The organism is Chthonomonas sp. (genome assembly GCA_016788115.1).
GTDB lineage: Bacteria > Armatimonadota > Fimbriimonadia > Fimbriimonadales > Fimbriimonadaceae > UBA2391.
In genome coordinates this window covers 216,064-237,486 of the sequence record JAEURR010000006.1, presented here as the reverse complement: position 1 = coordinate 237,486, position 21,423 = coordinate 216,064, and the positions used below count along the sequence as shown (strand labels likewise).

General features: G+C 59.5%; 25 protein-coding genes and 1 tRNA gene. 18 read left to right on the top strand and 8 right to left on the bottom strand.

The genetic code is table 11. The features are described from left to right. Positions 1 to 4: 4 nt before the first annotated feature. The 4 genes from panB to JNM85_06250 all read left to right on the top strand — a co-directional run bounded on the left by panB (position 5) and on the right by JNM85_06250 (position 2,198). On the top strand, positions 5 to 790 hold the full coding sequence (panB, locus tag JNM85_06265; protein MBL8087660.1) for a 3-methyl-2-oxobutanoate hydroxymethyltransferase: 786 nt from the start codon (positions 5 to 7) through the stop codon (positions 788 to 790). Beyond that, complete coding sequence (locus JNM85_06260; GenBank protein ID MBL8087659.1) at positions 787 to 1,608, top strand: pantoate--beta-alanine ligase; 822 nt, start codon at positions 787 to 789, stop codon at positions 1,606 to 1,608. The genes panB and JNM85_06260 overlap by 4 nt, the downstream gene beginning before the upstream one ends. A 77-nt stretch (positions 1,609 to 1,685) precedes the next feature. Then, a complete protein-coding gene (locus JNM85_06255; GenBank protein MBL8087658.1) occupies positions 1,686 to 2,087 on the top strand; it encodes a hypothetical protein in 402 nt (133 codons plus the stop codon). A 36-nt stretch (positions 2,088 to 2,123) separates the two neighbouring features. After that, a tRNA-Thr gene (locus tag JNM85_06250) sits at positions 2,124 to 2,198 on the top strand. Positions 2,199 to 2,245: 47 nt separating this feature from the next. Here the strand turns inward: JNM85_06250 and JNM85_06245 are convergent. Then, positions 2,246 to 3,514, bottom strand: a complete 1,269-nt coding sequence (locus tag JNM85_06245; protein ID MBL8087657.1) for an MFS transporter — start codon at positions 3,512 to 3,514, stop codon at positions 2,246 to 2,248. A 30-nt stretch (positions 3,515 to 3,544) separates the two neighbouring features. Beyond that, a complete protein-coding gene (locus JNM85_06240) occupies positions 3,545 to 4,666 on the bottom strand; it encodes a glycosyltransferase family 4 protein (protein ID MBL8087656.1) in 1,122 nt (373 codons plus the stop codon). Positions 4,667 to 4,723: 57 nt separating this feature from the next. Here JNM85_06240 and JNM85_06235 point away from each other — a divergent pair, with 57 nt between their 5' ends. From JNM85_06235 to JNM85_06220, 4 genes are read left to right on the top strand one after another with little or no spacing between them, the layout of a single operon-like run. After that, entirely contained in the window at positions 4,724 to 5,755 is a 1,032-nt protein-coding gene (locus tag JNM85_06235) for a hypothetical protein (protein MBL8087655.1), read from the top strand. Between the two features lie 46 nt (positions 5,756 to 5,801). Next, on the top strand, positions 5,802 to 6,293 hold the full coding sequence (locus tag JNM85_06230; GenBank protein ID MBL8087654.1) for a hypothetical protein: 492 nt from the start codon (positions 5,802 to 5,804) through the stop codon (positions 6,291 to 6,293). Between the two features lie 13 nt (positions 6,294 to 6,306). Further along, positions 6,307 to 7,023, top strand: coding sequence for a biotin--[acetyl-CoA-carboxylase] ligase (locus JNM85_06225; GenBank protein ID MBL8087653.1), 717 nt, complete (start codon positions 6,307 to 6,309; stop codon positions 7,021 to 7,023). A gap of 31 nt (positions 7,024 to 7,054) precedes the next feature. Beyond that, positions 7,055 to 8,419 carry an aminotransferase class III-fold pyridoxal phosphate-dependent enzyme gene (locus JNM85_06220; GenBank protein ID MBL8087652.1) on the top strand — a complete coding sequence of 455 codons (1,365 nt, stop codon included), beginning with the start codon at positions 7,055 to 7,057 and terminating at the stop codon, positions 8,417 to 8,419. Here JNM85_06220 and JNM85_06215 read toward each other — a convergent pair. The 4 genes from JNM85_06215 to JNM85_06200 all read right to left on the bottom strand — a co-directional run bounded on the left by JNM85_06215 (position 8,416) and on the right by JNM85_06200 (position 12,352). After that, positions 8,416 to 8,868 carry a peptidylprolyl isomerase gene (locus tag JNM85_06215; GenBank protein ID MBL8087651.1) on the bottom strand — a complete coding sequence of 151 codons (453 nt, stop codon included), beginning with the start codon at positions 8,866 to 8,868 and terminating at the stop codon, positions 8,416 to 8,418. The genes JNM85_06220 and JNM85_06215 overlap by 4 nt on opposite strands. 612 nt (positions 8,869 to 9,480) lie before the next feature. Continuing rightward, positions 9,481 to 9,978 (bottom strand): bifunctional nuclease family protein, encoded by a 498-nt coding sequence (locus JNM85_06210; GenBank protein MBL8087650.1) that lies wholly within the window; start codon positions 9,976 to 9,978, stop codon positions 9,481 to 9,483. A 13-nt stretch (positions 9,979 to 9,991) separates the two neighbouring features. Next, a complete protein-coding gene (gene carB / locus JNM85_06205) occupies positions 9,992 to 11,659 on the bottom strand; it encodes a carbamoyl-phosphate synthase large subunit (GenBank protein MBL8087649.1) in 1,668 nt (555 codons plus the stop codon). A 78-nt stretch (positions 11,660 to 11,737) separates the two neighbouring features. Continuing rightward, entirely contained in the window at positions 11,738 to 12,352 is a 615-nt protein-coding gene (locus JNM85_06200) for a nitroreductase family protein (protein ID MBL8087648.1), read from the bottom strand. A gap of 82 nt (positions 12,353 to 12,434) precedes the next feature. On the opposite strand from JNM85_06200, the gene JNM85_06195 reads away from it, so the two are divergent. Continuing rightward, on the top strand, positions 12,435 to 13,343 hold the full coding sequence (locus tag JNM85_06195; protein MBL8087647.1) for a dihydrodipicolinate synthase family protein: 909 nt from the start codon (positions 12,435 to 12,437) through the stop codon (positions 13,341 to 13,343). Here JNM85_06195 and JNM85_06190 read toward each other — a convergent pair. Next, positions 13,298 to 14,674, bottom strand: a complete 1,377-nt coding sequence (locus JNM85_06190) for a beta-lactamase family protein (protein ID MBL8087646.1) — start codon at positions 14,672 to 14,674, stop codon at positions 13,298 to 13,300. The genes JNM85_06195 and JNM85_06190 overlap by 46 nt on opposite strands. A gap of 92 nt (positions 14,675 to 14,766) precedes the next feature. Further along, the gene (gene sufB / locus JNM85_06185) at positions 14,767 to 16,248 is read right to left on the bottom strand and encodes a Fe-S cluster assembly protein SufB (protein ID MBL8087645.1); all 1,482 of its coding nucleotides are present in this window, start codon (positions 16,246 to 16,248) and stop codon (positions 14,767 to 14,769) included. A gap of 151 nt (positions 16,249 to 16,399) precedes the next feature. Here sufB and JNM85_06180 point away from each other — a divergent pair, with 151 nt between their 5' ends. The 9 genes from JNM85_06180 (at position 16,400) to JNM85_06140 (ending at position 21,402) form a co-directional block, all read left to right on the top strand. Further along, complete coding sequence (locus tag JNM85_06180; GenBank protein ID MBL8087644.1) at positions 16,400 to 16,567, top strand: hypothetical protein; 168 nt, start codon at positions 16,400 to 16,402, stop codon at positions 16,565 to 16,567. A 55-nt stretch (positions 16,568 to 16,622) separates the two neighbouring features. Further along, positions 16,623 to 17,063, top strand: a complete 441-nt coding sequence (locus JNM85_06175; GenBank protein MBL8087643.1) for an SUF system NifU family Fe-S cluster assembly protein — start codon at positions 16,623 to 16,625, stop codon at positions 17,061 to 17,063. Then, a complete protein-coding gene (locus tag JNM85_06170) occupies positions 17,056 to 17,418 on the top strand; it encodes a DUF59 domain-containing protein (protein ID MBL8087642.1) in 363 nt (120 codons plus the stop codon). Before JNM85_06175 ends, JNM85_06170 begins: the two co-directional genes overlap by 8 nt. Continuing rightward, positions 17,415 to 17,882 (top strand): Rrf2 family transcriptional regulator, encoded by a 468-nt coding sequence (locus JNM85_06165; protein MBL8087641.1) that lies wholly within the window; start codon positions 17,415 to 17,417, stop codon positions 17,880 to 17,882. Before JNM85_06170 ends, JNM85_06165 begins: the two co-directional genes overlap by 4 nt. Beyond that, a complete protein-coding gene (locus JNM85_06160) occupies positions 17,879 to 18,226 on the top strand; it encodes an iron-sulfur cluster assembly accessory protein (protein ID MBL8087640.1) in 348 nt (115 codons plus the stop codon). The genes JNM85_06165 and JNM85_06160 overlap by 4 nt, the downstream gene beginning before the upstream one ends. Before the next feature lie 40 nt (positions 18,227 to 18,266). Continuing rightward, entirely contained in the window at positions 18,267 to 19,124 is an 858-nt protein-coding gene (locus JNM85_06155) for a helix-turn-helix domain-containing protein (GenBank protein MBL8087639.1), read from the top strand. Positions 19,125 to 19,371: 247 nt separating this feature from the next. Beyond that, complete coding sequence (locus tag JNM85_06150; GenBank protein ID MBL8087638.1) at positions 19,372 to 20,181, top strand: PEP-CTERM sorting domain-containing protein; 810 nt, start codon at positions 19,372 to 19,374, stop codon at positions 20,179 to 20,181. A gap of 101 nt (positions 20,182 to 20,282) precedes the next feature. Further along, positions 20,283 to 20,765 (top strand): pantetheine-phosphate adenylyltransferase, encoded by a 483-nt coding sequence (gene coaD, locus JNM85_06145; GenBank protein MBL8087637.1) that lies wholly within the window; start codon positions 20,283 to 20,285, stop codon positions 20,763 to 20,765. Between the two features lie 79 nt (positions 20,766 to 20,844). Next, a complete protein-coding gene (locus JNM85_06140; GenBank protein MBL8087636.1) occupies positions 20,845 to 21,402 on the top strand; it encodes a hypothetical protein in 558 nt (185 codons plus the stop codon). The last annotated feature ends 21 nt before the right edge of the window (positions 21,403 to 21,423 follow it).

The window sequence follows — 21,423 nt, the reverse complement described above, 5'->3', positions numbered from 1 at the left end:
GGGCATGGGACAACGAGTAACCGCTCCTGGTCTGATCGAGATGAAGGCGCGGGGTGAGCGCATTGTTTGCGTCACCGCATACGACTTTTTCGGTGCAAAGCACGCAGACCATGCCGGAGTCGATGTCCTCCTCGTTGGCGATTCCCTGGGCAATGTGATCCAAGGGGGCAACACAACGCTCGGGGTGTCGCTGGACGACATGATTTATCACACGCGCTGGGTGGCTCGGGCAGCCTCGCGCGGGCTCGTCGTGGCCGACCTTCCGTTTGGCTCCTACCAAGCGAGCATCGAAGACGCGGTCCGCTCCTCGATCGCACTCGTGAAAGCCGGTGCAGCCGCGGTCAAGCTTGAGGGAGCGTATGTGGACCACGCCCGCGCCATCGTCGCGGCAGGGATTCCTTGCATGGGTCATGTCGGCATGACTCCCCAGTCGTACCACGCCTTTGGCGGCCATCGAGTACAGGGCAAGGGAGATGCTGGTTCCAGGGTGCTGAATGAGGCTCAGAGGCTAGAGCAGGCGGGAGTCTTCGCCCTAGTGTTGGAACTGGTCCCGCGCGAACTCGCGGCGACGATCACGCAGAGCCTAACGATCCCTACGATCGGAATCGGCGCGGGAGCTGCGTGTGATGGTCAGATTCAGGTCTTTCATGACCTACTTGGCATCAGCGATAAGAACTTTCGGCACGTTAAGCGGTATGCCGAAATCGGAACGACCATGATACAAGGTCTAAGCGAATATGTTCGAGAAGTGCGAGTAGGCGAGTTTCCCACCGAAGAGAACAGCTTTTGATCATTGCGCGATCGATTCACGAGTATCAGCAGGCATGCGCCGGTTGGACTGATGTTGCCTTCGTTCCTACCATGGGTGCCTTACACGAAGGTCACATGACACTTATCCGAGAAGCACGTGCCCACCGACATGTTGTCGTATCTTTGTTTGTTAACCCTATTCAGTTTGCTGCCCACGAAGACCTATCAAAGTATCCTCGGCAAGAGCAGAACGATATCGCGCAATGCGCGGCCGCGAAGGTCGATGCGATCTTTGTTCCTGACGCCACTGAAATGACCGAACGCATGCGGACCAGAGTGAGTGTCAGCGGGGTGTCGGAGTTATGGGAGGGGACCTCGCGCCCGGGACATTTCGATGGTGTCGCGACCATAGTCAACAAGCTGTTTCAAATTGTGCGCCCCCGCCATGCGTACTTTGGGCAAAAAGACTACCAGCAGTGCGCAGTTATCGGACAGATGGTCGCCGATCTGAACATGCCTGTCGAATTAGAGTTTGTTCCAACTGTGCGGGAGAAGTCGGGGCTTGCGCTCTCGAGCCGCAATCAATATCTCACCCACGAGCAGCGCGAGGATGCGGCGCAACTCTATGCGACATTGGTGCGCACTCGTCAGGAGCTTTTGCGCGGCGATGAGCCTGTTTCCCGCGTTCTGGAGGCAGGTATTGCATCACTAACCATCTTTGGTTTCCAAGTGGAGTACCTCGCATTGGTCGATGGATCTACGCTCGAACCTCTGAACTCGCCTACCGAAAGTTCCCGCCTGATTGTCGCCGCGAAGTTCCACAGCGTACGGCTTATCGATAACATTGCTCTCTCCTAAACATCTGTGAATGTTGACTTTCTTGGAAAGATGGGTATCATTCTCTCCAGGTAACTTACCAAACATACACAACAGCTATGGCAAAAACAGTCGATTCAATCACCAAGGCCTTGAAGCTTAAGGCACAACCAAAGTCCGGAGTTCTCTCCGTGCGACTTGGCACAAAGAAGATCTCTCTTCCGTTCGAGGCACGCATGTTGTCGGGCGACAACTTTATGTTTATTCATATCCCGCCCACTGCCGCGATCCTCAAGGTCGGGGACAAAGGTGCTCACCCGGTTACGGAGATTGGAGACGCGACCGCTGCTCAGTCCGCTTTCCGTACTCCGGTAAAGCGAGCGACACGCGCAGCGAAGCCTGCCGTCGTCGAACTGCCTGCCGATGTGCGAGATGCTCTGCGAAAGATCCCTGCTGGGTACCGTCTGGACTACAGCGGTGGCGAGCCGAAGCTCGTGAAGATGCGCAAGCGACGCAAGTAAATCCAGTCTGAAGCCAATCATAATAGAGAGATCCAAGCCGACATAGCTCAGTGGTAGAGCAGCTGTTTTGTAAACAGCGGGTCGCGGGTTCGAATCCTGTTGTCGGCTCCAGACTTTCGCAGTAGGCTCCGGCGAGTCCGCCGGAGCCTACTGTTGTCTTAGTTTGCGCTGGCCGTACGCTTGGCGATCTCTGCGTCGAAGTTCAGCTTTGCCGTCCATGCGCAGATCCCGCCGATCAACACACATGCCGCGCCGACTTGCAGAGCGGTGCGCAGCCCGTGACTGTGGGCGATGAGCCCAAAGATGGGCGTGGTGATTGTTCCAAAGCCATTGAGTGCCCACACGTGCATCGAGAGCGTGCGTCCTCGCAGCCGCTCAGGGGACAGCAACTGGAACAGCGTGTTGCACGTATTGAAGAGCATCACGACGGATGCTCCGATGCATGCAAACGTGATGAACGCCGCCGCGGGGTGGCTGAGAAGCGATAACACGAGTAGCGAAACCCCGCAAGAGACCATGGAGAGTCGTACCAACAGAGTCTTGATCGGCTTGTGCGAGAGGCCCATCGTGACGATCAGCGACGTCATTGTGCCGACGCCGATGGCACTCATGGAGAGGCCCAATCCACGCTGGTCCAGCCCGAACATCTCACGCGTGATTGCGGCCATCTGCGAAATGTAGAAGAGTCCGCACCCCGAAACGATCGCCTCGCAGATAAATACCGCGCGCAGGCTGCGATCTCGCCAAGTGAACCGCATCCCCTCCAGCACCAGGTCCTTAATGGGCTCGCTTCGGGTCGTCCGCGCCGAGATGTTCGCGCGAATCATGAAGACCGAAGCGATGAGGGCGAGGTACGAGAAACCATTGACGGCATAGCAGGCTTGAGCACCGAACGTCGCTGCCAGAAATCCGCCCACCGAGGGGCCGAGCAAGCGAGCAAGATTGAACGTCATCGCATTGATGGGCACCGCGGCGGAGATATCCTCGGCCGCGACGATCGATCCCACGAGCGACTGTCGAGTCGGGACTTCAACACAAGTGACGATCCCGTTAATGAGGGCGACAGCCAAGATCATGTGGTAGTGGATGTTGCCCGTCGTGATCATCAAGGCGATGAAGAGGGCGTTGATCCCATAGACGGCCTGGCAAATGATGAGCACCACGCGGCGGTTGACCAGATCGGTCATCGCGCCTAGAATCGGTCCCAGCACAGCGCTGGGTGCGCTTGCAAGGAAGCTCACCATGGCCAGAGCACGGACGTCGCGAGTGAGCTCGTAAACCAAGAAGCCCTGGGCGACGTTCTGGATCCAAGACCCGAAGAACGACACGAATGCGCCGATCCACAAGAGTCTAAAGTCCCGATGCTGGAATGCTCGCAGGCTGTTTTCGCGCAATCGATCTGCAACGGCGCGCGCACTTAGGTGCATAGGGTCCAGTATGCCCGACTCTGTCAGGCCTTACTTAGCTAGGCTGGTACCGGGCTCGCGCTTGGGGGTGAGCAGGGAACCGTAAACGGCCTCGATTTGATCGAGCATCGCGTGGACGCTGTACCGCTGCTTCGCTTCCGCCTCAGCATTTTCGGCGATGCACTGCCACCACTGCGCATCGCTCAGCAACGAATGGATGCCGTCGGCCAGCGACGCAACGGACTCAGGCTCGACCAAAACGCCAAGCTCCGGGCGATGCAAGCATTCTGGGATTCCGCCCACTCGGGTGGCGACCAGCGGAGTACCCACGAGCATTGGTTCGAGAGAGCTCAAAGGGAACGGATCGAAACGAGAGGGGACGCAAGCGACTTCGGAGGCACGAAGCAGTTTAGCGATGTCGCGGCGGAATCCAAGCCGATGAACCCGATCGCTCAGGCCACGGTCGCGGATGCTCGCGTAAATGGTTTCCGCAAACTCTGGATCTTCGGCGGCACCCACCATCAGGAAGTGCACGTCGGGATGACTCGCCGCCAACTTTTCGGCTGCTCCAACGAAGAGATCTTGACCCTTCTGTGGCGTGATCCGGGCAGCGATGGTCACGAATCGAGGCACTGTTTTGAGCTTGAGCTCATCGGCCACGACCTTGCGCGCGAGTTCGCGGTCCATCTTCGCGTCCGGATCGTTGACGATGGAACTGCCATTCAGGACGGTGACGATGCGGGATGGGTCGATGCGGCTGTTCTCTCGATAGAACTCATTGACGCTGTTCGAGACTGCGATCAATTTGCCACGTCGCGCCGCGACCTTGTGGCTCACGTCCTTGCTGTAGACATGGAGGTGATCGACGACGGGGATTCCAGTCAGGAGGCTAGTCGCATTGGCGACGTGCGTCCCGCTTGTAAGGTGTGAATGCAAAATGTCCACGCCATATTGGCGACAAACCGAGGCGACCCGAAATGGGGCGCTGACGGGTCCAATCTTGGGCGCAATGACTTGTAGCCCCTGGTCGGCGAGATACTCTCCGACTTTGCCGCGCTCGCGAGTGGTGACCAGGACTCGGTGTCCTCGGACGATCTGCCCTTGGCCAATAGTAAGAACCATCTGCTCTGTGCCTGCAAATTCAGCAGTGCCGATCAGATGCATGATGGTCATACGTCCTATTATGACACCCTAGCTTTGTCCAACTGAGCAACGTAAAATAGGAGAATCTTGGCAAATTTCACGCGAACTCCCGAGTCGTTCGAGCAGATGGTGATGCATAGCCAAGTTGCACCCGCGTGGCTTGCCACCGCCGGACCGTGTCGAGACGTCGTGGCATCGACCCGTTGCCGGCTCGCCAGGAACGTCGCCAGATACCCATTTCCACCCGCGCTGAAGCCCGACGAAGCGCGCGAAGTGAGCGCAAAAATCGCTCACGCGATTCACTACGCCGAGCTTACGTGGCAAGTGAGTTCGCCACTGAGTCCACCCGAGAGGGATTTTCTCGCGCATTTACGGCTGGTCTCTCCGGAGTTCGAAGGGAGCAAACCGGGGCAGGCGCTTTGGCTGGATGAAGCAAGAGCCGTTTCCGTTCTTGTGCTGGAGGAAGATCATCTCCGGATCCAGTCGGTGCTTCCGGGTTGGTGTCCCGAAGAGGCCGAACGGCATTCTCGCACGGTCGAGCGGACTCTCGGAGCTACGCTCGACTACGCACAAACCAAGGAGCTCGGCCATCTGACCACAAGCATCACCAATGCTGGGACCGGGTGCCGGATCTCGGGCATGTTTCACCTCATTGGCTTGGCGCACACCGGTCGTCTTGCGTCAGTTTTGCGGGCGATCGCTGAGCAGGGCGTCGTCGTCCGCGGTCCGTTTGGGGAGCACAGCCGCGCGATCGGTCACGCATTCCAGGTCTCTCGAATCGGACTTTACGACTCGGCGTTTGCCGGGGCGGCGGCGTACCTCATGACGGAAGAACACGCGGCACGCGCCTCGGTCCAGCGGACGCCACTACGCAATCTGGTTGGCCAAGCGATCGAGTTCGCGGTGAAATCACGGGAGCTGAGCTACGCCGATGCATTGCGTGTCCTAGCGTGGGTCCGTTGGGGAGCGTGCGAAGGGCTGCTCACCGGCGACCTCGGGCCGCATGACATCGACGCGTGGTTGATCGAGCTGGACGTCTGGTCGCCGCCCAACACGCAGCGCATCGGGGTTCGTCGCGCTGCCTGGGTTCGCACGAAGCTCGAATACGCTTTAGCGTGACTTTGGTCCGCCGGGCCCCGCGCGCACGTCCTAGAATGTAAACACGATGAGTGACTACATTCTTTACCGCCCTGCCGAGGCCATCCAGTGGCTGCGTCACGGTGCCCAAACGATGCGCGGTAAGGCGAAGCGCTCTGGTATGGGGATCGTCCGTCGCGAAGGGGCACGGGGGATCGCCAAAGATCTGACCCAAGCTGCGAGCGCAGTGATCGAGGTGGGGAAGAGCGCGGTCGCAGACCTGATGCACCTCCAAGCCGCCGCAACGGAGTACACGCTTGGACCCGAAGGATTCTTCGTCAACCGGTCGACGGGTGGCAAGCAGATCCCGTACAAGGACATCCGGACCATCCGTCGCGCCAAGGATGGATTTCTAGTAGAACTTGAGCGTGGATCTGTGACGATCTCTCCACCGGCGCACATTGTCGCCGGAGGGGTCAAAGCCCCGGTTGGCTGGCTTCGCAACGAAGTCGAAGTGCACTTCGAGTTGATTGGCGAGGAGCTGGCCGCGCGGGCACAGCTGGAAATACTTCCTGAGTAAACTGGCCGCAAGCATGAAGTCTCCCTTAGCCAGTGGGGTGTGGATCGAACTCGATGAGGTCGAATCAACCCAAGTCGCCGCCAAGGCTCACGTCGCCTCTGGCGAAGAACCCAAAGTCGGAGTCCTGTTTGCCCACCACCAAACGGCGGGTGTCGGACGGTTTGAACGCGAATGGTACAGCGAGCGCGGCCACTCTATGACCGCATCGCTCATTTTTTGGGACTATGCGGACCATCCGAAGGGGTGGCTCATCGGGATGAATCTTGCGCTGGCGGTGGCGGGGGCGGTCCACTGCCGCGTTTCTTGGCCAAACGATTTGTTGCTTGGCGGAAAGAAAGTTGGCGGTGTGCTCACTCACATGGTGGAGGATCCGAAGGGTCGGCGCGTGCCTGTGATCGGCATCGGACTGAACCTGGGCGTCCTGGATTTTCCTGGAGATCTGTCTGGCCGTGCCGGAAACGTTGAGATGGGCTCGGGTGATCGGTTCGATCCCAAGCACGTGTGCGAAGAGATTTTGGAGCGCGTCAGCCTCCTTCCCGAGCCCAATGAATGGCACGATCTCAAGTCGGTGTGGTCTCGGTTCGATGAAACGGCAGGGAAGCGATACACGCTCCCTGACGGTCAGGTGGCGATCGGGATCGGGATCGGTCCGCAGGGAGAACTAATCTGTAGCCTGGAAGGCGAGACGACTTCCGTGCTGGCTGCCGACGCCATTTTTGGCCCCGCTTAGGTTCAAAAGGTACACTAGAGGTGTCCCACCTATGAGCACCTCTCCTTCGTCGCGCCAAAAGCCGCTTCACCTGCCAGGCCCCAAATCCAAGGCGATCCTGGATGAGGTTCTGGAGTACGTTCTGTTCGATCCGTATCCGTTTTCTCTGGACATCGAGCGGTGCAATGGCATGCGACTAGTGACGCTTGACGGACAGGAGATTTTCGATTGGGCCGGATACTACGGGAGCAAGCTGATCGGGCACAACCACCCGGCCCTCTACGAGCCGGACTATGTTCGACGCTTGACCGTCGCCGCGAACAACAAGACGGCGAATCCCGACTTTCTGACCCCGCAGTGCCTCGACTACTATCGGCTGCTGAATCGGCATGCGCCAAAGGTGATGCAGGGTCCGGACTTGGAAGTCTATGCAGTGAATTCAGGGGCCGAGGCCGTCGAGAACATGATGAAGTACATGATCTCACGCTTCAACTCTAAGAAAAAGCGGGACGGGCACGTCCCGTCGCACAAGCGGTTCATCTACTTCGATAAGGCGTTCCACGGACGTACGGTTTTTGCGCTCGGTGTCACGCAGACTCTTGATACGGTCGCCACGCGCGACTTTCACGGGCTGACAGTGGGTGGCAACATCAAGCTGCCGTTCCCAAGCGTCGGGAGCATGCACACCGCCGAGCAGCAGACTGCCATTACCGAGCGATCCCTCGACTTGATCGAAGCAGCGCTGTCCCAGATGCACGACGAGATCGTCGGCATCATCGTCGAGCCGATTCAGGGTGCGGGCGGTCAGCGATGCGCCCAACCGGAGTTCTTCCGCGGGCTGAGCGAATTGGCTCACCATTACGGCGTGTACGTCGGATTCGACGAAGTGCAGACGGGGGGGGGCGTCACTGGCGAGTGGTTCGCGATTGACCACTTCGATCTGCCGCATCCGCCCATTGCCGTGGCGAGTGGGAAAAAGTTTGGCTGTGGCACGCTGTGGATGCTGGAGCCGCTGGAAGAAATGGGCGTACTGGATTCGACATGGGGTGGCACGCTGGCGGATATGGTCCGCGTTGTTCACGAGTTCGAAATTGTAGAAAGAGAGAACCTAGTAGAAGCAGCCAAAACGAATGGGCATCGCCTGCGCGACGGGCTGCTACAACTGGTCCAGCGCTACCCGACATTGCTCAAAAATGTACGCGGGATGGGGCTGTACCAGGGCTTCCAATTGGCGACGCCCGAGCTCAAGGCCGAGTTCGTCCGGCTAGCGCGCGAGGAGTACTCGACGCTGCTGCTCGGGGCGGGCTTGATCTCGATTCGGTTCCGACCGAACCTCAGCGTCACCGCCGAGGAGATCGATGAGCTTCTAGAAATCCTCGATGCGATCGCCGCGACGATGCTCCGCGCAAAATCTTAATTCAGCTCGGCCGCTTCCAGTAACTTGTCGCCGCGGCGAAGGCTAGTTGCGACGCTCAGGCCGCCGATCACCTTGCCAAAGATAACGTAGTCACCATCGAACCCAGGGATATCCTGGTGGCAGATGTAGAACTGGCAGCCAGCGCTGTTGAGCGAGCTGCCACGCGCCATCGCAATCGCACCGACCTTGTGTTGCAGCGGGTTCGCCTCGAAGTTGATCGTGTACCCGGGGGTTCCGGTGCCGATGCTCGGGTCGGTCAGCGGTTTGGTTTTGGTGTTCGGATCCCCGCCCTGGATGAACGCGGGTTGCCCCTCATCCGGTCCGTAGCGATGGAAGACCGAGCCGTTGTAGAAACCCTCTCGCGCCAGCTTTTGGAAGTTGGCGGTGGTGTTGGGTGCTTCCGCAGTGGCCATGCGAATCCAGATGCTGCCCTTATCCTGGATGTCCATGCGGACCACCGGCGTATCCGACACGACGACATTGTAGGTTGCCGCCTTGCTGCTATCGCGCAAGCTTGTAGCGGTCACCACGTAGACTCCGGGAGTAGCGGGGGCGGTGAACTGACCCGTTTCGGTGATGAAACCACCGGAGGCTTGCCATCGGACCGACTGAGCGCTTTGGCCAGTGACGCTAGGGACAAAAATAACGGTGTTGCCGCTGGTGTATCGGGGCTTCGGATTCACGGGCAGGATGCTCACGGTGATCGTGCTCGCAACATTGATCGTCGCGGTGGCCGACACCCCGGGGTTATCCTTCAGAGCGACGCGCACCTGGAAAGTGCCCGTGGTCGCCGGAGCCCGGTATAGGCCGTCCGTAGTCACGGTTCCGTTGGCCGAGCCGCCCACGACGCTCCACACCACCGGTTCGAACGAGCCACCGGCAGGAATTGCCGCAAGTTGGACCGTTTCGTTGGGGAGCAGGCCCGTGTCGCCGGGTGTGACCTTTAGGGCCGCCGTCGCACCAGGGCCGGACCCGCCGCATCCCGCGACGAGAATGGCAAAAACAAGAACAAAGCACAACCAAATGGCCCGCATACTGTGGCAGGTTGTACCCGATCTAGCCTATTCGTCGGCTTGGGCGAGGATCGCCTCGGAGACGAAGATGGGGGCATCGAAGCGCAGCGCCAACGCAATCGAGTCGCTCGGTCGGGAATCGACGATCACTTCCTCGCCATCGTGCATGAGGAAGAGCTTGGCGTAGTATGTCGTGTTCCAGAGGTCGTCGATGACGACTCGGACGAGTTCGCCCCCCAGACGATCGACGAGCGTTTTCGTCAGGTCATGAGTCATCGGTCGGTCGGTCTTCTTGCCTTCGAGCACAAGGGTGATCGCGGCGGCCTCAAACCCGCCTATCTGGATGGGGAGCTTTCGGTCGCCGTCGCTGAGCAAGACGAACTGCTGGACGTTGCCAGCGTGCTCTGCCGCCAACACCGCCTCGACCTGAACCTCGACCGGCTCGCCCATGTCGACAGGTTCACGATCCGCATCCTCCCCGTCATACGGGAAAAACGGCGGAGGTGTATCGAGATCTTCGGGCTCGTCTTCGTAATCGTCCGGCATAGGCTCTTAAAATTTACCTCGCGACGGTCGCGGGCCGAAGGTACTCGGTGTAGGGTAGGCACATGGAGCGCTCGGGATTTGCGAAGTAGTCTAGCGCCGTGGCGAGCGCCTTGGCAGTGTCAATGTTGGTTACGCACGCGACCCCTGCTTCGATACACGCGCGGCGGATCGACTTCGCCTCATCGGTGCTTACGGCCGCTCCGGAGGGCGTGTTGATCATCAACGAGACTTGACCCGACTGGATCAGCTCCAGAAGGTTAGGAGAACCTTCTTGCAGTTTCTTGACCATTTGCGCCTCGATCCCCTCGGAGGCGAGGGCGGCGTGGGTCCCCTCCGTCGCGGCGAGTGAGTAACCCCGCCGCGTGAGTTCACGGGCAACCTGGATCGCCCCTTCACGGTCCCGGGGATTGACGGTCAGGACGACGAGGCCGGTGGGCTTGAACTGGATGTGGCTGGCAACGAGTGCTTTGTACAAAGCCGCTTCGTAGACGCGGTCGATCCCGAGGATCTCGCCCGTGCTCTTCATCTCGGGGCCGAGGCTCGGCTCGACTCTTGATAGCTTTTGGAAGCTGAAGACCGGGGCCTTCACCGCGAACAGGTGCGACTGCGCCAGTCGGCCATCGACGTAGTCACTCCGATTGGCGATTTTGCCGCCCACTCGCGGAGCGACCACACCCGGCGACGGCTCGGTCCCGTCGGCGCACCACAGGCCGCTGCCGTAGCCAAGGTCCTTGAGCTTCTCACCCATCATCGCTCGGGTCGCTAGCTGAACCATCGGGATCCCGCTGACTTTGCTCAGATACGGCACAGTGCGACTGGCGCGCGGGTTGACTTCGATCACGTACACGTCATCGCCATCGACCACAAACTGAATGTTCATGAGCCCCTTAACCTCGAGGGTCCGCGCGATGTCGCAGGCGATCTCGACCATGCGCCATTGGGTCTCGCGCGAGATCCCGACCGGCGGATAGACCGCCATCGAATCGCCGCTGTGGACGCCAGCGCGCTCGATGTGCTCCATGATTCCGGGGACGAGCGTGTCCACGCCGTCGGAGATCACATCGACTTCTGCTTCGGAACCCTGCACATATCGGTCCACAAGCACAGGCTGGCCCGGGTTCGCGTCCTCGGCCTGGGCGTAGAACTTGGTGAGAAATTCGCGGTCGAAGCAGATCTCCATCGCCCGGCCACCAAGCACGTAGCTTGGCCGAACGAGCACCGGATAGCCGACCGAATCGGCGGTGTCAAGCGCCTCTTCGAGAGATCGGGCGGCGCGACCGGCGGGGCGATTGATGCCCAGTTCCTGGAGCATGGCGTCGAACAGCGAACGATCTTCGGCACGGGCGATGCTCTTGTAGCCGGTACCGAGGATCGTTTCTCCGCTGCGGTGCAGCCCTTCAGCTAGATTGATGGCGGTTTGGCCGCCAAACTGGCAAACGATTCCGACCACATTCTCGTGGCGCGCCACCCGCAGGACGTCGTCCAAGGTAACAGGTTCGAAGTACAGGCCGTCGCCCGTGTCAAAGTCGGTCGAGACCGTTTCGGGGTTGTTGTTGAGGATGATCGCCCGGTAGCCCAGCTCCTGGAGCGCCCAGACACAGTGGACGCAGGAGTAGTCGAATTCGATGCCCTGCCCGATGCGGATTGGACCGGATCCCAAGACAAGTACGGTGGGCTTCATCGCACTCCATTGTGGCACCACGCGCCGAAACTGGGGAAGTTGCCCGCGGTCTGCATTCCGCGGGCAACTTCGCGGGAGTTAGACCGTCTTGGTCCAGCGAGAGAGGGGGTGCCGGAACTGCGGGAAACCCGCCTCTGCGGGGTAGCCGATCGCCACCAATGCCGGGATGCGCACGCGGTCGTGCATCCCCAGAAGCTCTCGGACTTGGGCCGGGTCGAAGCCGAGCATGGGCGACGAGCCGATGCCGTGCGATTCGAGTGCTAGGAGCAGATAGCCGAGGAAGATATTCGACTCGGCGAAGCCCCACTCGTCGGACTTCTCGTCGCCCATTTTGCCGAACATGTCGCGGGTCGATTGCGCCAGCTCAGCGGTTCGATCGGCCATGCCTGGGTGCACGAAATCTTCGGCGTGATCAACGGCATCTTTCATATCGCTCGCCACAACCAGGACCGCAGTTGCTGCGCCGACTTGAGGCTGTCCGTACGCCGCGCCCATCAGCTTCTGCTTCATCTCGGCATCGCGAACCACTGTGACGCGCCACGGCTGAACGTTCCAAGGCGAGGGGGCACGTCCGGCCGTGTCCAGAATCTCGTTCATGAGCTCCTCGCTGATCGGCTGATCGGTGTACTTGCGAATCGACACTCGATGGACGGCAGCGTCGCGGACCGTTTTTGTTGCAGTTGTTGATGTCATTGCATTTAATACTACTCCCACGTGTCAAATATTGCTTGCATGTGCAAATAAATCGCAAGAATTCTTGAGTCACACTAGGAGAATGAGCCCGCTTCCCACCGGTGTCTATCCTGCGTCGGTCACACCGTTTGACTCTGCCGGTGAAATCGATCTTGTTTCTCTCGCGCGACTACTCGCGTGGTTCGAGAGCGTCGGATGTGTTGGTGCGGTGCTCGGTGGGACCAACGGAGAAGGCCCATCCCTGAGTGCGGTCGAACGGCGAGACCTTTTGCGCGCGGCGATTCCGATGCGGGGCAAGTTGAACTTGATTCAGGGGATTGGGACATCGAGCTTAGAGGAAGCTAAATGGCTGGCGAGCCAGTCGGCAAAAGACGGCGCAGTGGCTTGCCTGGTGATGCCTCCCAGCTACTTCCAGGCGCAGGAGAAGGGGATCATCGACTGGTTCCTGGGGCTCATGGAGTCAAGCAAGATTCCGATCCTCGCCTACAACTTTCCCAAAAAGTCGGACGTGACCATCACAGTCGCGATGATCAAAGCGTGGCGAGCACATCCAATGTTCGCGGGCGTCAAAGATAGTTCGGGTGAGCCGGGAAACCTCGCCGCGTTTCGAAATGCCACACCCGACCATTCGCTGCTTGTCGGCGATGAGACCCTCCTCGCTCTAGCCCTGGACGCGGGCTGGAATGGGAGCATCAGCGGCGCGGCGAACGTGCTGGCGCGCACGCTCGCCAGCATCGTAGCTGAGTGGGGAAGCGAGACGGCTCGGACTCGCTTCGAGTGGGTGCAACCAACCCTCGCAAAACTACGAGGGTTCTCGCAGCCGATCGCCAACAAGGCCCTACTCGCTCAGTCCGGCATCCTGAGTTCTGACGCGGTTCGGTTACCGTTGCTCCAAAGCAACCACGATCTCACACAAGTCGAGACCGACCTGCCCAAGGGACCTGCTCACTCTGTGCCGCGACCGGGATCGGGCAGCACGCGAACGCTGTAGAGTGGCCCTTCTGGTGTGATCACGAACTCGACCAGCCGCGAGACTCCATCCACCACAAATCGATACTGAACGATGTGATCTGGAGCCGCATCACGCTCGGCCGTGAACTGGAGGGCCTGGCACTTTGTGTACGGTGCCATGGTTTGTAGGGCCATTTGGCCTCGCAGCGTCTTGAGGCGGGCTTGCATGTCGGGTCCAAAGGCCTTGTCGTCAATGTTCCCGCTGGCCAGCGCGCGGAACGCCTCCAGGAGTCGGGCAGTGCGCGCGGGATCAGGATCAGTTGCGTTGGGCACCGGCTTGGGCTTCAACTCGGGTGCTAACTGCATCGCCAACCCGGCGGCGAATCCGTCGCCGAGCACGGAGTACGTGTTGCAGAGCATGTAGATCTCCAACTTTTGGGCGGGGAACGTACTCATCGCCGCCGCGAACCCGACCGAATTGCCACCATGCGAGACCGAGGTATCGCTCACCATCCATCCTAAACCGTAAGGCGTGGTGCGACCACTGGTCACCAGCGATGCCTGCTGCATCTGACGCAGTGTTTCGAGTTTGACAAGCTTGCCCGCTCGACCCGCCTCGATAAACTTGCGCAGGTCATCGACGGTAGTGAAACCGCCTCCGTCCGCAGGAGTCGCCGCGATGCCTCCAGGCCCAGCATTCTCCCACTCGGTTCCGTAAAAGTAGCCTGCCGCAGAACCCTTCGGAAGTTCACCCTGCTTAGTCCGAAAGACCGTGGACTTCATTCCCGCGGGCTTAAAGACTTGCTGGTTGACGATGTCGATGTACTTCTTGTTGTACACCTTCTCGAGGATCATGCCAAGGGTCGTGAAGTTCGAATTGCTGTACTGGAACATCTGCCCCGGCTTGAAGTCCAGCGGAAGCGCATACATGAGCTTCTTCCAAGTCGCAGCGTCGTACGTGTCATTGAGCCCGATGGTCGGGACTCCCGCGTACTCTGGCACTCCCGATTGGTGAGAGATCAACTGCTTGATCGTGATTTCGCCCCAGGCCTTGGGCCAATCCGATAGGTGCTGGCTGACCTTGTCTTCCAACTTGAGCTTGCCTTTCTCCACGAGCTGCATGATCATCGTCGCGGTAAACGTCTTACCGATGCTGCCCATGTCGAATCGATCCTCTACCTTTGCCGCCGCCTTGGTCTCAAGGTGGCTGAAGCCGTAGCCCTGGCGTTTGAGAATCTTGCCGTCGAGAACGACGAGGATCGTGAGGCCGGGGATGTGTTGGGCCTTCATTTGCGCCTCGACGTACTGATCGATTACGTCAGGCTGCGGGGCGGATACGGTGAGGAGGAGGAGCGAGGCTAGGTAAGACATTTGGCATACCATACTGACTCGCGTCGGGGGAAGTTCCTCGCTATCACAATCCCCTGGGCGCGCCGCTCGGTCGTCCAGGGGCAGGGTGCTTCTTAGCCGACGGAACTCTCGAGCGAGACGCCGAGGAGCTTCTGGGCTTCGACGGCGAACTCCATCGGGAGTTCGCGGAAGACGTCCTTGCAGAAGCCGCTGACGATCATGTTGACCGCCTCTTCGGTGGCTACGCCGCGCTGGTTCATGTAGAAGATCTGGTCTTCGCCGACCTTGCTCGTGGAAGCCTCGTGCTCGACCTTCGCCGTCTTGTTCTTCACCTCAATATAGGGGAAGGTGTGGGCACCGCAGCGATCGCCCATGAGCATGCTATCGCACTGCGAATAGTTGCGGGCGTTCTCGGCACCTGCGTTGATCTTCACCAGACCGCGGTAAGTGTTCTGACCGTTGCCAGCGGAGATTCCCTTGCTCACGATGACCGATCGGGTGTTCTTGCCGATGTGGATCATCTTCGTGCCGGTGTCTGCCTGCTGCTGACCCGCCGTGAGTGCGACGCTGTAGAACTCGCCGACCGAATCGTCACCCTTGAGGATGACGCTTGGGTACTTCCACGTGATGGCGCTCCCTGTCTCGACCTGGGTCCAGGTGACCTTCGAACCGCGACCTTCGCACTTCGCGCGCTTGGTGACGAAGTTGTAGATACCGCCTTTTCCGGTTTCGGGGTCGCCCGGATACCAGTTCTGAACGGTGCTGTACTTGATCGTCGCATTTTCCAACGCGATCAGCTCAACGACCGCGGCGTGTAGCTGGTTCTCATCGCGCATCGGGGCGGTGCAACCTTCAAGGTAGCTGACGTACGCGCCGTCTTCGGCGATGATCAGGGTTCGCTCGAACTGCCCGGTGTTGGCGGCGTTGATACGGAAGTAGGTGCTCAGTTCCATCGGGCACCGGACGCCCTTGGGGATGAACACGAAGCTGCCATCGGAGAAGACTGCGGAGTTCAGCGTGGCGAAGTAGTTGTCGCTGTAGGGCACGACGCTGCCCAGGTACTGGCGAATCAGCTCGGGGTGTTCGCGGATCGCTTCGCTGATGCTGCAGAAGATGACGCCTGCCTCGCGGAGGGTCTCCTTAAAAGTCGTCGCCACCGAGACGCTGTCGAATACCGCGTCCACCGCGACCCCCGCCAGCATCATCTGCTCGTGCAAGGGGATACCGAGCTTGTTAAACGTCTCAATGAGCTTCGGGTCGGCCTCGTCCAGAGAGTTCAGCTTGGGCATCTGCTTGGGAGCAGAGAAGTAGCTAATGGCCTGAAGATCGGGCTCGGTGTAGTGGGCGTTGACCCAGTGGGGTGGTTTCATGGACTGAAGGTGTCGATACGCCTTCAGCCGCCATTCGAGCATCCACTCGGGTTCGCCCTTCTTTGCGCTCAGCCGCCGAACGGTCTCCTCGCTCAAGCCGGGCTCGAACGAATCGGTCTCCAGATCGGTGACAAATCCTTCCTTGTAATCTCGCTGCGCCCAACTCTCCAGCAGGAGGTCGTGCTCAGACTTCTCTTCGATGGTTGCAGGGTTGTTTTCTGACATGCGTGGGTTCCTGCCTGTGCCCACTCGGGAGACCCGACATCGCACAGGACAATCTATACTACGCAGTCAATTATGACCCGGTCGCGGGACCATCGTCCCAACGATGCGCCTTTTGCGCGAAAGCTGACGTCATAGACTCAGAGGACAATCGATGGAACTCATCCGACTCTGGGGAACCGTCGCCGCCGCGCTGACTCTTTCGGCAGCGATCGTTTATCGGCTCGTACCCACCGCGGGGCTAGCCTTGGTCGCACTTTGCATCCTGTGGACCCTTCTGCTGGCCATGCGGCAAAATTTCCCGCGTCGCACGACTCGGTAAGCAACCGCTTGGGGTAATCCTGCCAAAAAGGTATAGTTTATTTGGTAGGATACGCATGGCCTTGGAAGAGATGTACCAAGAATTGATCGTGGATCACGGTCGGCGCCCCCGAAACTTCGGAGAGCTGCCGGACGCGACCCATTCCGCGCGATCCTACAACCCACTCTGCGGCGACGAGATTGAGATCTCCTTGCGCGTTCAGGACGGTGTGATCGTCCAATGCAAGTTCACCGGGTGTGGATGCGCCATTTCTCAGGCTGCCGCGAGTCTGCTGACCGAGCGCGTGACAGGGATGAAACTAGAGGACGCCAAGCAGTTCTTTGGCAGATTTCGGAGCGCCATGGTGGACGGAGACGTCTCCGAGTCCGAAGCGCTTGGTGAATTCGTGGCGCTACTGCCAGTTCGGGAGTACCCCATGCGGGTGAAGTGCGCAACGCTGGCGGGCCATACGCTGATCGCGGCTCTAGAACACCCGAAGGACGCCGGGAATGCCTGAGCGCATCGATATCCCGGCCACGGAGCCACAGCCTCTCAACTCGATTCAGCGAAACCTGCTGGAAGGAGAAGTGATTGAGGCACTCCAAACGGTTTACGATCCAGAGTTGCCCGTGAACATTTACGACCTGGGGCTCATTTACGATGTGACAGTCCACGACTCGGGCCATGTCGAGATTCTCATGACACTGACATCGCCCGCCTGCCCGGTCGCCGAGACGTTGCCAGGCGAGGTCCAGTCCGTCATCGCTGGCGTCGCTGGCGTCCGTGAGGCGAAGGTCAATCTGACTTGGGATCCTCCCTACACACTCGATCGGATGCCCGAGCACGTCAAGCTGGAGCTAGGACTACTGTGAAATTTAGTGCCCAGGAAGAATACGGAATTCGGTGCCTACTGCAAATCGCAGAGAAGGGCCCCGACGGGATGAGCACAATCCCCGAGATCGCAAAGCTGGAAGGAATAACAGAGCCTCACGCTGCCAAGCTTCTGAGTCTGCTCCGCAAGGGAGAGTTCATCAAGAGCACGCGAGGACAGTCCGGGGGTTACCGGCTTTCGCGTAGCCCGGAGCAGATCACCATCGGCGAAGTGTTGAACTGCCTCGGCGGACGATTGTATGACGATGGATTTTGCATTCGTCACTCCGGGACCGACGAGGAGTGCGTACACCGCGACGACTGCGTCGTCGGCGAACTTTGGTCGAGGATCCAGTTCGTGGTCGACCAGCTCGTCAATTCGACGACCTTGGCGGATGTGGCGCAACGGCGATGGGCCCCCGGTCGCGAAAACCTGGAGCCTCTCCCGATCATCGAGCGACTATGAGCACGGAATTCCCCGTTGAGATCACAGCCGAGGCAGCGCAGCAGGCTGCGCGCGTCCTGACTCGCAACCCGGAAATGGGTTCTTTCATTCGGCTCGGCGTGAAGGGTGGCGGTTGTTCCGGCTTCGAGTACCTGTTCCGGATCGACTCGGCGCGGCGGGAAGGCGACGTCTCACTCACTCTGGGTGGCGTGGAATTCGTCGTAGACCCCAAGTCTTCTAAGTTCCTTCTCGGAGCACGCCTAATCGTGACCGGCAACTTGCTCGGACCGGGCCTGGCATTTGAGAATCCCAACGCCGCCAAGAGTTGCGGGTGCGGCACAAGTTTCACCCCAAAAAACCTCTAACGCAACATTCTGCACAGCTTCCAGGTATATCTGCGGGTAGATGGATCAATCGAGGATGCAGGGCACGCTCATGTTGCGATTCACGACCTTGGCGTCGGGAGTGCCGTATCTGGTGACCGCGATGAGCAGGGCCAACGCAGGTCCTAAGAGCCAGTTCCACGGCCACGACTTCCACGAGTTGACGCTGATTACTAAGGGCTCTGCACGCCACGACTGGCAGACTGGGTATCAGCAGGCAATAGCTGGCGATCTAGTTTGTGTCCGGTCGCGAGACTTTCATCGCTGGACCGACGCTTCGGACGATTTTGCTGCGCTGACGCTGGCGCTCCCGACATCGACTTGGAGACGATTCTGCGAATCGTCGGGTACTGCTGGCCTCGCGCGCGAGTGGGAAGATGCAACCGAGCCACCGCACTGGTGCGCGCCCGATCCAGCCCAGATTGAGTCCGCCATGCTCGAAGCGATGGGGGCGTTGCTAGAGGGGGACGGCGTACTGAGCCTCAACATGCTTCTGCTCATCGTGGTGAAGCAGGCCCAAGAGCACGCGGAGCGAGAAGGGGTGCCCGAGTGGCTCATCCGCGCCCTGGGCGCACTCTCTGCGGACGATGAATCGCTGGCGGCTGGTCTCGACCGGCTACTGGAAGCAGCGGGCGTGTCGCTCCCCCACCTGTGCAGAGTCGTCAAGCGCTGCTACGGGATCTCGCCGACACAATTAATCAATCGGCTGCGCGCAAATCGAGCGGCGACCTTGCTCCTCACAACCGACCTTTCATCCGATGCTCTGGCACAATTGCTAGGTCTAACGTCCCGGACTTATCTTCATCGCGTATTTCGCGAGACGATGGGGAAGGGTCCTGAGGCGTACCGCTCCCACTTCAAGAGCGTTTTGAACCCGTAGCAGGCATCCTTGATGCGAGCGGCAAGCCCGTATAAATACCAAAAATGGAAACTGCTCTGAGGCCTCGCCAGGTTCAAATTGCCGGGGCCAAGTTAAAAAATGCGCTGGGGAGTCACAAATGGCTTGCGCGTTGGCACAAACGGTGATACAATACCGTTGATTCTAGGCCGAAGGAGTCCGAGGACAAGAGGACCGGGACTTCTGACTGGGTCTTAGATTGAATTCACTTACAGAGGTAGAGGTAGTTATGAAACTCAACACGCGAACTTTCGCTTTCGCCGTCGCACTCGGTGCGACCGTTGCTGCAAACGCTCAGATCCAGATTTACCTGGGTTACGCTGATAACGCGACCGCCGCTATGAACGGCGTCGCCGTCGGTACGGAACTGAAGCCAGTCTCGAAGATCGGCGCTGTCGGTTCCACCTTCACGGTTGGCGTTTTCATCAAGAACAATGGTGCCAAGCTCACCCCGGGTGGCGGCAACACGTTCCTCGGTTTTGACACGGCTTCGACTAACAACTCGTCCACGGGTTATGCTTCGAACGCAGCTGCACAGACCGCAGGCACCGCTAAGAAGATCTCTTTGGCCGACGCATATGTCGGTTCGACGGGTCTCGATGGCTTCAAGACGAGCGACAGCTCGGCTGCAAGCGTTGACGTCCAGAGCGGCGTTACCGCAGCTAAGTTCCGAGGCGCACAGGGCTCTTCGACCGCTTCGATGCGATCGATCGGTCTGAACTGGGGCTGGGGCGTTGGCACCGGCTTCGCGTTCAACCTGGACGCTGGTGCAAGCCTCCGCGTCATGACCATGGTCGTGACGAACAAGGGCATCGCCGCTGGCGACATCTTCGGTGATGTTGCTACCGAGAACGGTCTGACCCTGAACCAGGATGTCGCTGCCGGTTCGGCTGGTACCAACTACGTTGGCGCCGGTGCGCAGATCACCTACACGTCGGCTGGCCGCAAGTACGCCCTCCAGGCTGTACCTGAGCCGGGCACGATGATCGCTCTGGGCGCTGCCCTGGTCGGTCTGGCTGCACGCCGCCGCAAGAAGTAAACTAAACCTTACTTCGGCTTAGATCAAGATTGGGTCGCAGGATTCTCCTGCGACCCAGTTTTCGTTGGCGGACTCGTCCGATGGGGTAACTTCGAGGCTCCATGAGGCGAGCGATCTATCCCGGCTCCTTTGACCCGCCCACCCTCGGGCACTTGGACATCGTCGAGCGCGCAAGCAGACTCTACGACGAGGTCGTGGTCGCGGTCGGTGTCAACACTACCAAGCAAGAGCCCTTCCTCGGCTTCGAGGAGCGTGTCCAGGCGCTGCAACTGGTATGCAAACAATGGCCCAACGTCGTCATCGACTCGTTCGACGGGCTGCTCGTTGAGTACGCCCGGTCGCAAGGTGCCGGCTCGATCGTACGAGGTCTGCGAGCGACCGCCGATTTCGACTACGAGTTTCAGATCGCGATGGCCAACCGCCGACTTGCCCCGGAGATTGAGACGGTGTTCCTCATGACCAAGTGGGAGCACAGTTTTCTCAGCAGTAGCATCGTGCGTGATATCGCCCGGCACGGCGGAGACTTCGCGGGATTTGTGTCTCCCGAGCTCGTTCCGATCATTGCAGGGGCCGCTTCGCGATGAGCGTGCTCCCCAGTGTGTCAAAATAGGGATTCATTCCGTCTTTAAGATATCCTGGAGGATTCAGTTGGACATACTTCGCATGCTTGAGCAATTGCACGACTTGGCTGTCGATCAGCCGAGGCACCTTGGCCCCCTGTACTGGAAGGTCAATACTGACGAGATCGCAATGCAGATCGCAAAGATCCGTGCAAGTTTGCCTCAGGAAGTTAAGCAAGCGGCAAGCGTGACCCGGGAGTCGGAGCAGATTGTCAAGACTGCGCGACAGGACGCCGATGGGCTGCTCGACAACGCGAAGGGCGATGCCTCCAGACTTCTTGACGAAGCAAAACAAGAAGCCGACCTCATCATCGAACAGGCCAAACTTGAGCAGACCCGTCTCCTCGCCGAGAGCGAGATCCTGAAGCTCGCGAAATCACAGGCCGAAGAGATCCGCAACTCTGCGGGTAAGGATGCCACGTCTCGACGCCGCGAGGCCGATGATTATTCCTACCACGTTCTCAAGCACGTGGAGAATGTCCTGGGCAAAGCGATCCGCTCCGTCGAAGCCGGAATGTCCGAGCTCGAGAGCAGCGTGGACGGCGCGGCGCCACTCTCACCGCAGGCAGTAATCGAGTCCCGCGAGAAGGTGCGGGTCTAACTTGAGATCGCTCTTCAGCGC

Bases quoted from the DNA above. Each gene is read 5' to 3' on its own strand.
- panB (MBL8087660.1), top strand. From the start codon at position 5: ATGGGACAACGAGTAACCGCTCCTGGTCTGATCGAGATGAAGGCGCGG.
- JNM85_06255 (MBL8087658.1), top strand. From the start codon at position 1,686: ATGGCAAAAACAGTCGATTCAATCACCAAGGCCTTGAAGCTTAAGGCA.
- JNM85_06245 (MBL8087657.1), bottom strand. From the start codon at position 3,514: ATGCACCTAAGTGCGCGCGCCGTTGCAGATCGATTGCGCGAAAACAGC.
- JNM85_06240 (MBL8087656.1), bottom strand. From the start codon at position 4,666: ATGACCATCATGCATCTGATCGGCACTGCTGAATTTGCAGGCACAGAG.
- JNM85_06230 (MBL8087654.1), top strand. From the start codon at position 5,802: ATGAGTGACTACATTCTTTACCGCCCTGCCGAGGCCATCCAGTGGCTG.
- JNM85_06225 (MBL8087653.1), top strand. From the start codon at position 6,307: ATGAAGTCTCCCTTAGCCAGTGGGGTGTGGATCGAACTCGATGAGGTC.
- JNM85_06220 (MBL8087652.1), top strand. From the start codon at position 7,055: ATGAGCACCTCTCCTTCGTCGCGCCAAAAGCCGCTTCACCTGCCAGGC.
- JNM85_06215 (MBL8087651.1), bottom strand. From the start codon at position 8,868: ATGGACATCCAGGATAAGGGCAGCATCTGGATTCGCATGGCCACTGCG.
- JNM85_06210 (MBL8087650.1), bottom strand. From the start codon at position 9,978: ATGCCGGACGATTACGAAGACGAGCCCGAAGATCTCGATACACCTCCG.
- carB (MBL8087649.1), bottom strand. From the start codon at position 11,659: ATGAAGCCCACCGTACTTGTCTTGGGATCCGGTCCAATCCGCATCGGG.
- JNM85_06200 (MBL8087648.1), bottom strand. From the start codon at position 12,352: ATGACATCAACAACTGCAACAAAAACGGTCCGCGACGCTGCCGTCCAT.
- JNM85_06195 (MBL8087647.1), top strand. From the start codon at position 12,435: ATGAGCCCGCTTCCCACCGGTGTCTATCCTGCGTCGGTCACACCGTTT.
- JNM85_06190 (MBL8087646.1), bottom strand. From the start codon at position 14,674: ATGTCTTACCTAGCCTCGCTCCTCCTCCTCACCGTATCCGCCCCGCAG.
- sufB (MBL8087645.1), bottom strand. From the start codon at position 16,248: ATGTCAGAAAACAACCCTGCAACCATCGAAGAGAAGTCTGAGCACGAC.
- JNM85_06180 (MBL8087644.1), top strand. From the start codon at position 16,400: ATGGAACTCATCCGACTCTGGGGAACCGTCGCCGCCGCGCTGACTCTT.
- JNM85_06175 (MBL8087643.1), top strand. From the start codon at position 16,623: ATGGCCTTGGAAGAGATGTACCAAGAATTGATCGTGGATCACGGTCGG.
- JNM85_06170 (MBL8087642.1), top strand. From the start codon at position 17,056: ATGCCTGAGCGCATCGATATCCCGGCCACGGAGCCACAGCCTCTCAAC.
- JNM85_06160 (MBL8087640.1), top strand. From the start codon at position 17,879: ATGAGCACGGAATTCCCCGTTGAGATCACAGCCGAGGCAGCGCAGCAG.
- JNM85_06155 (MBL8087639.1), top strand. From the start codon at position 18,267: ATGGATCAATCGAGGATGCAGGGCACGCTCATGTTGCGATTCACGACC.
- JNM85_06150 (MBL8087638.1), top strand. From the start codon at position 19,372: ATGAAACTCAACACGCGAACTTTCGCTTTCGCCGTCGCACTCGGTGCG.
- coaD (MBL8087637.1), top strand. From the start codon at position 20,283: ATGAGGCGAGCGATCTATCCCGGCTCCTTTGACCCGCCCACCCTCGGG.
- JNM85_06140 (MBL8087636.1), top strand. From the start codon at position 20,845: ATGCTTGAGCAATTGCACGACTTGGCTGTCGATCAGCCGAGGCACCTT.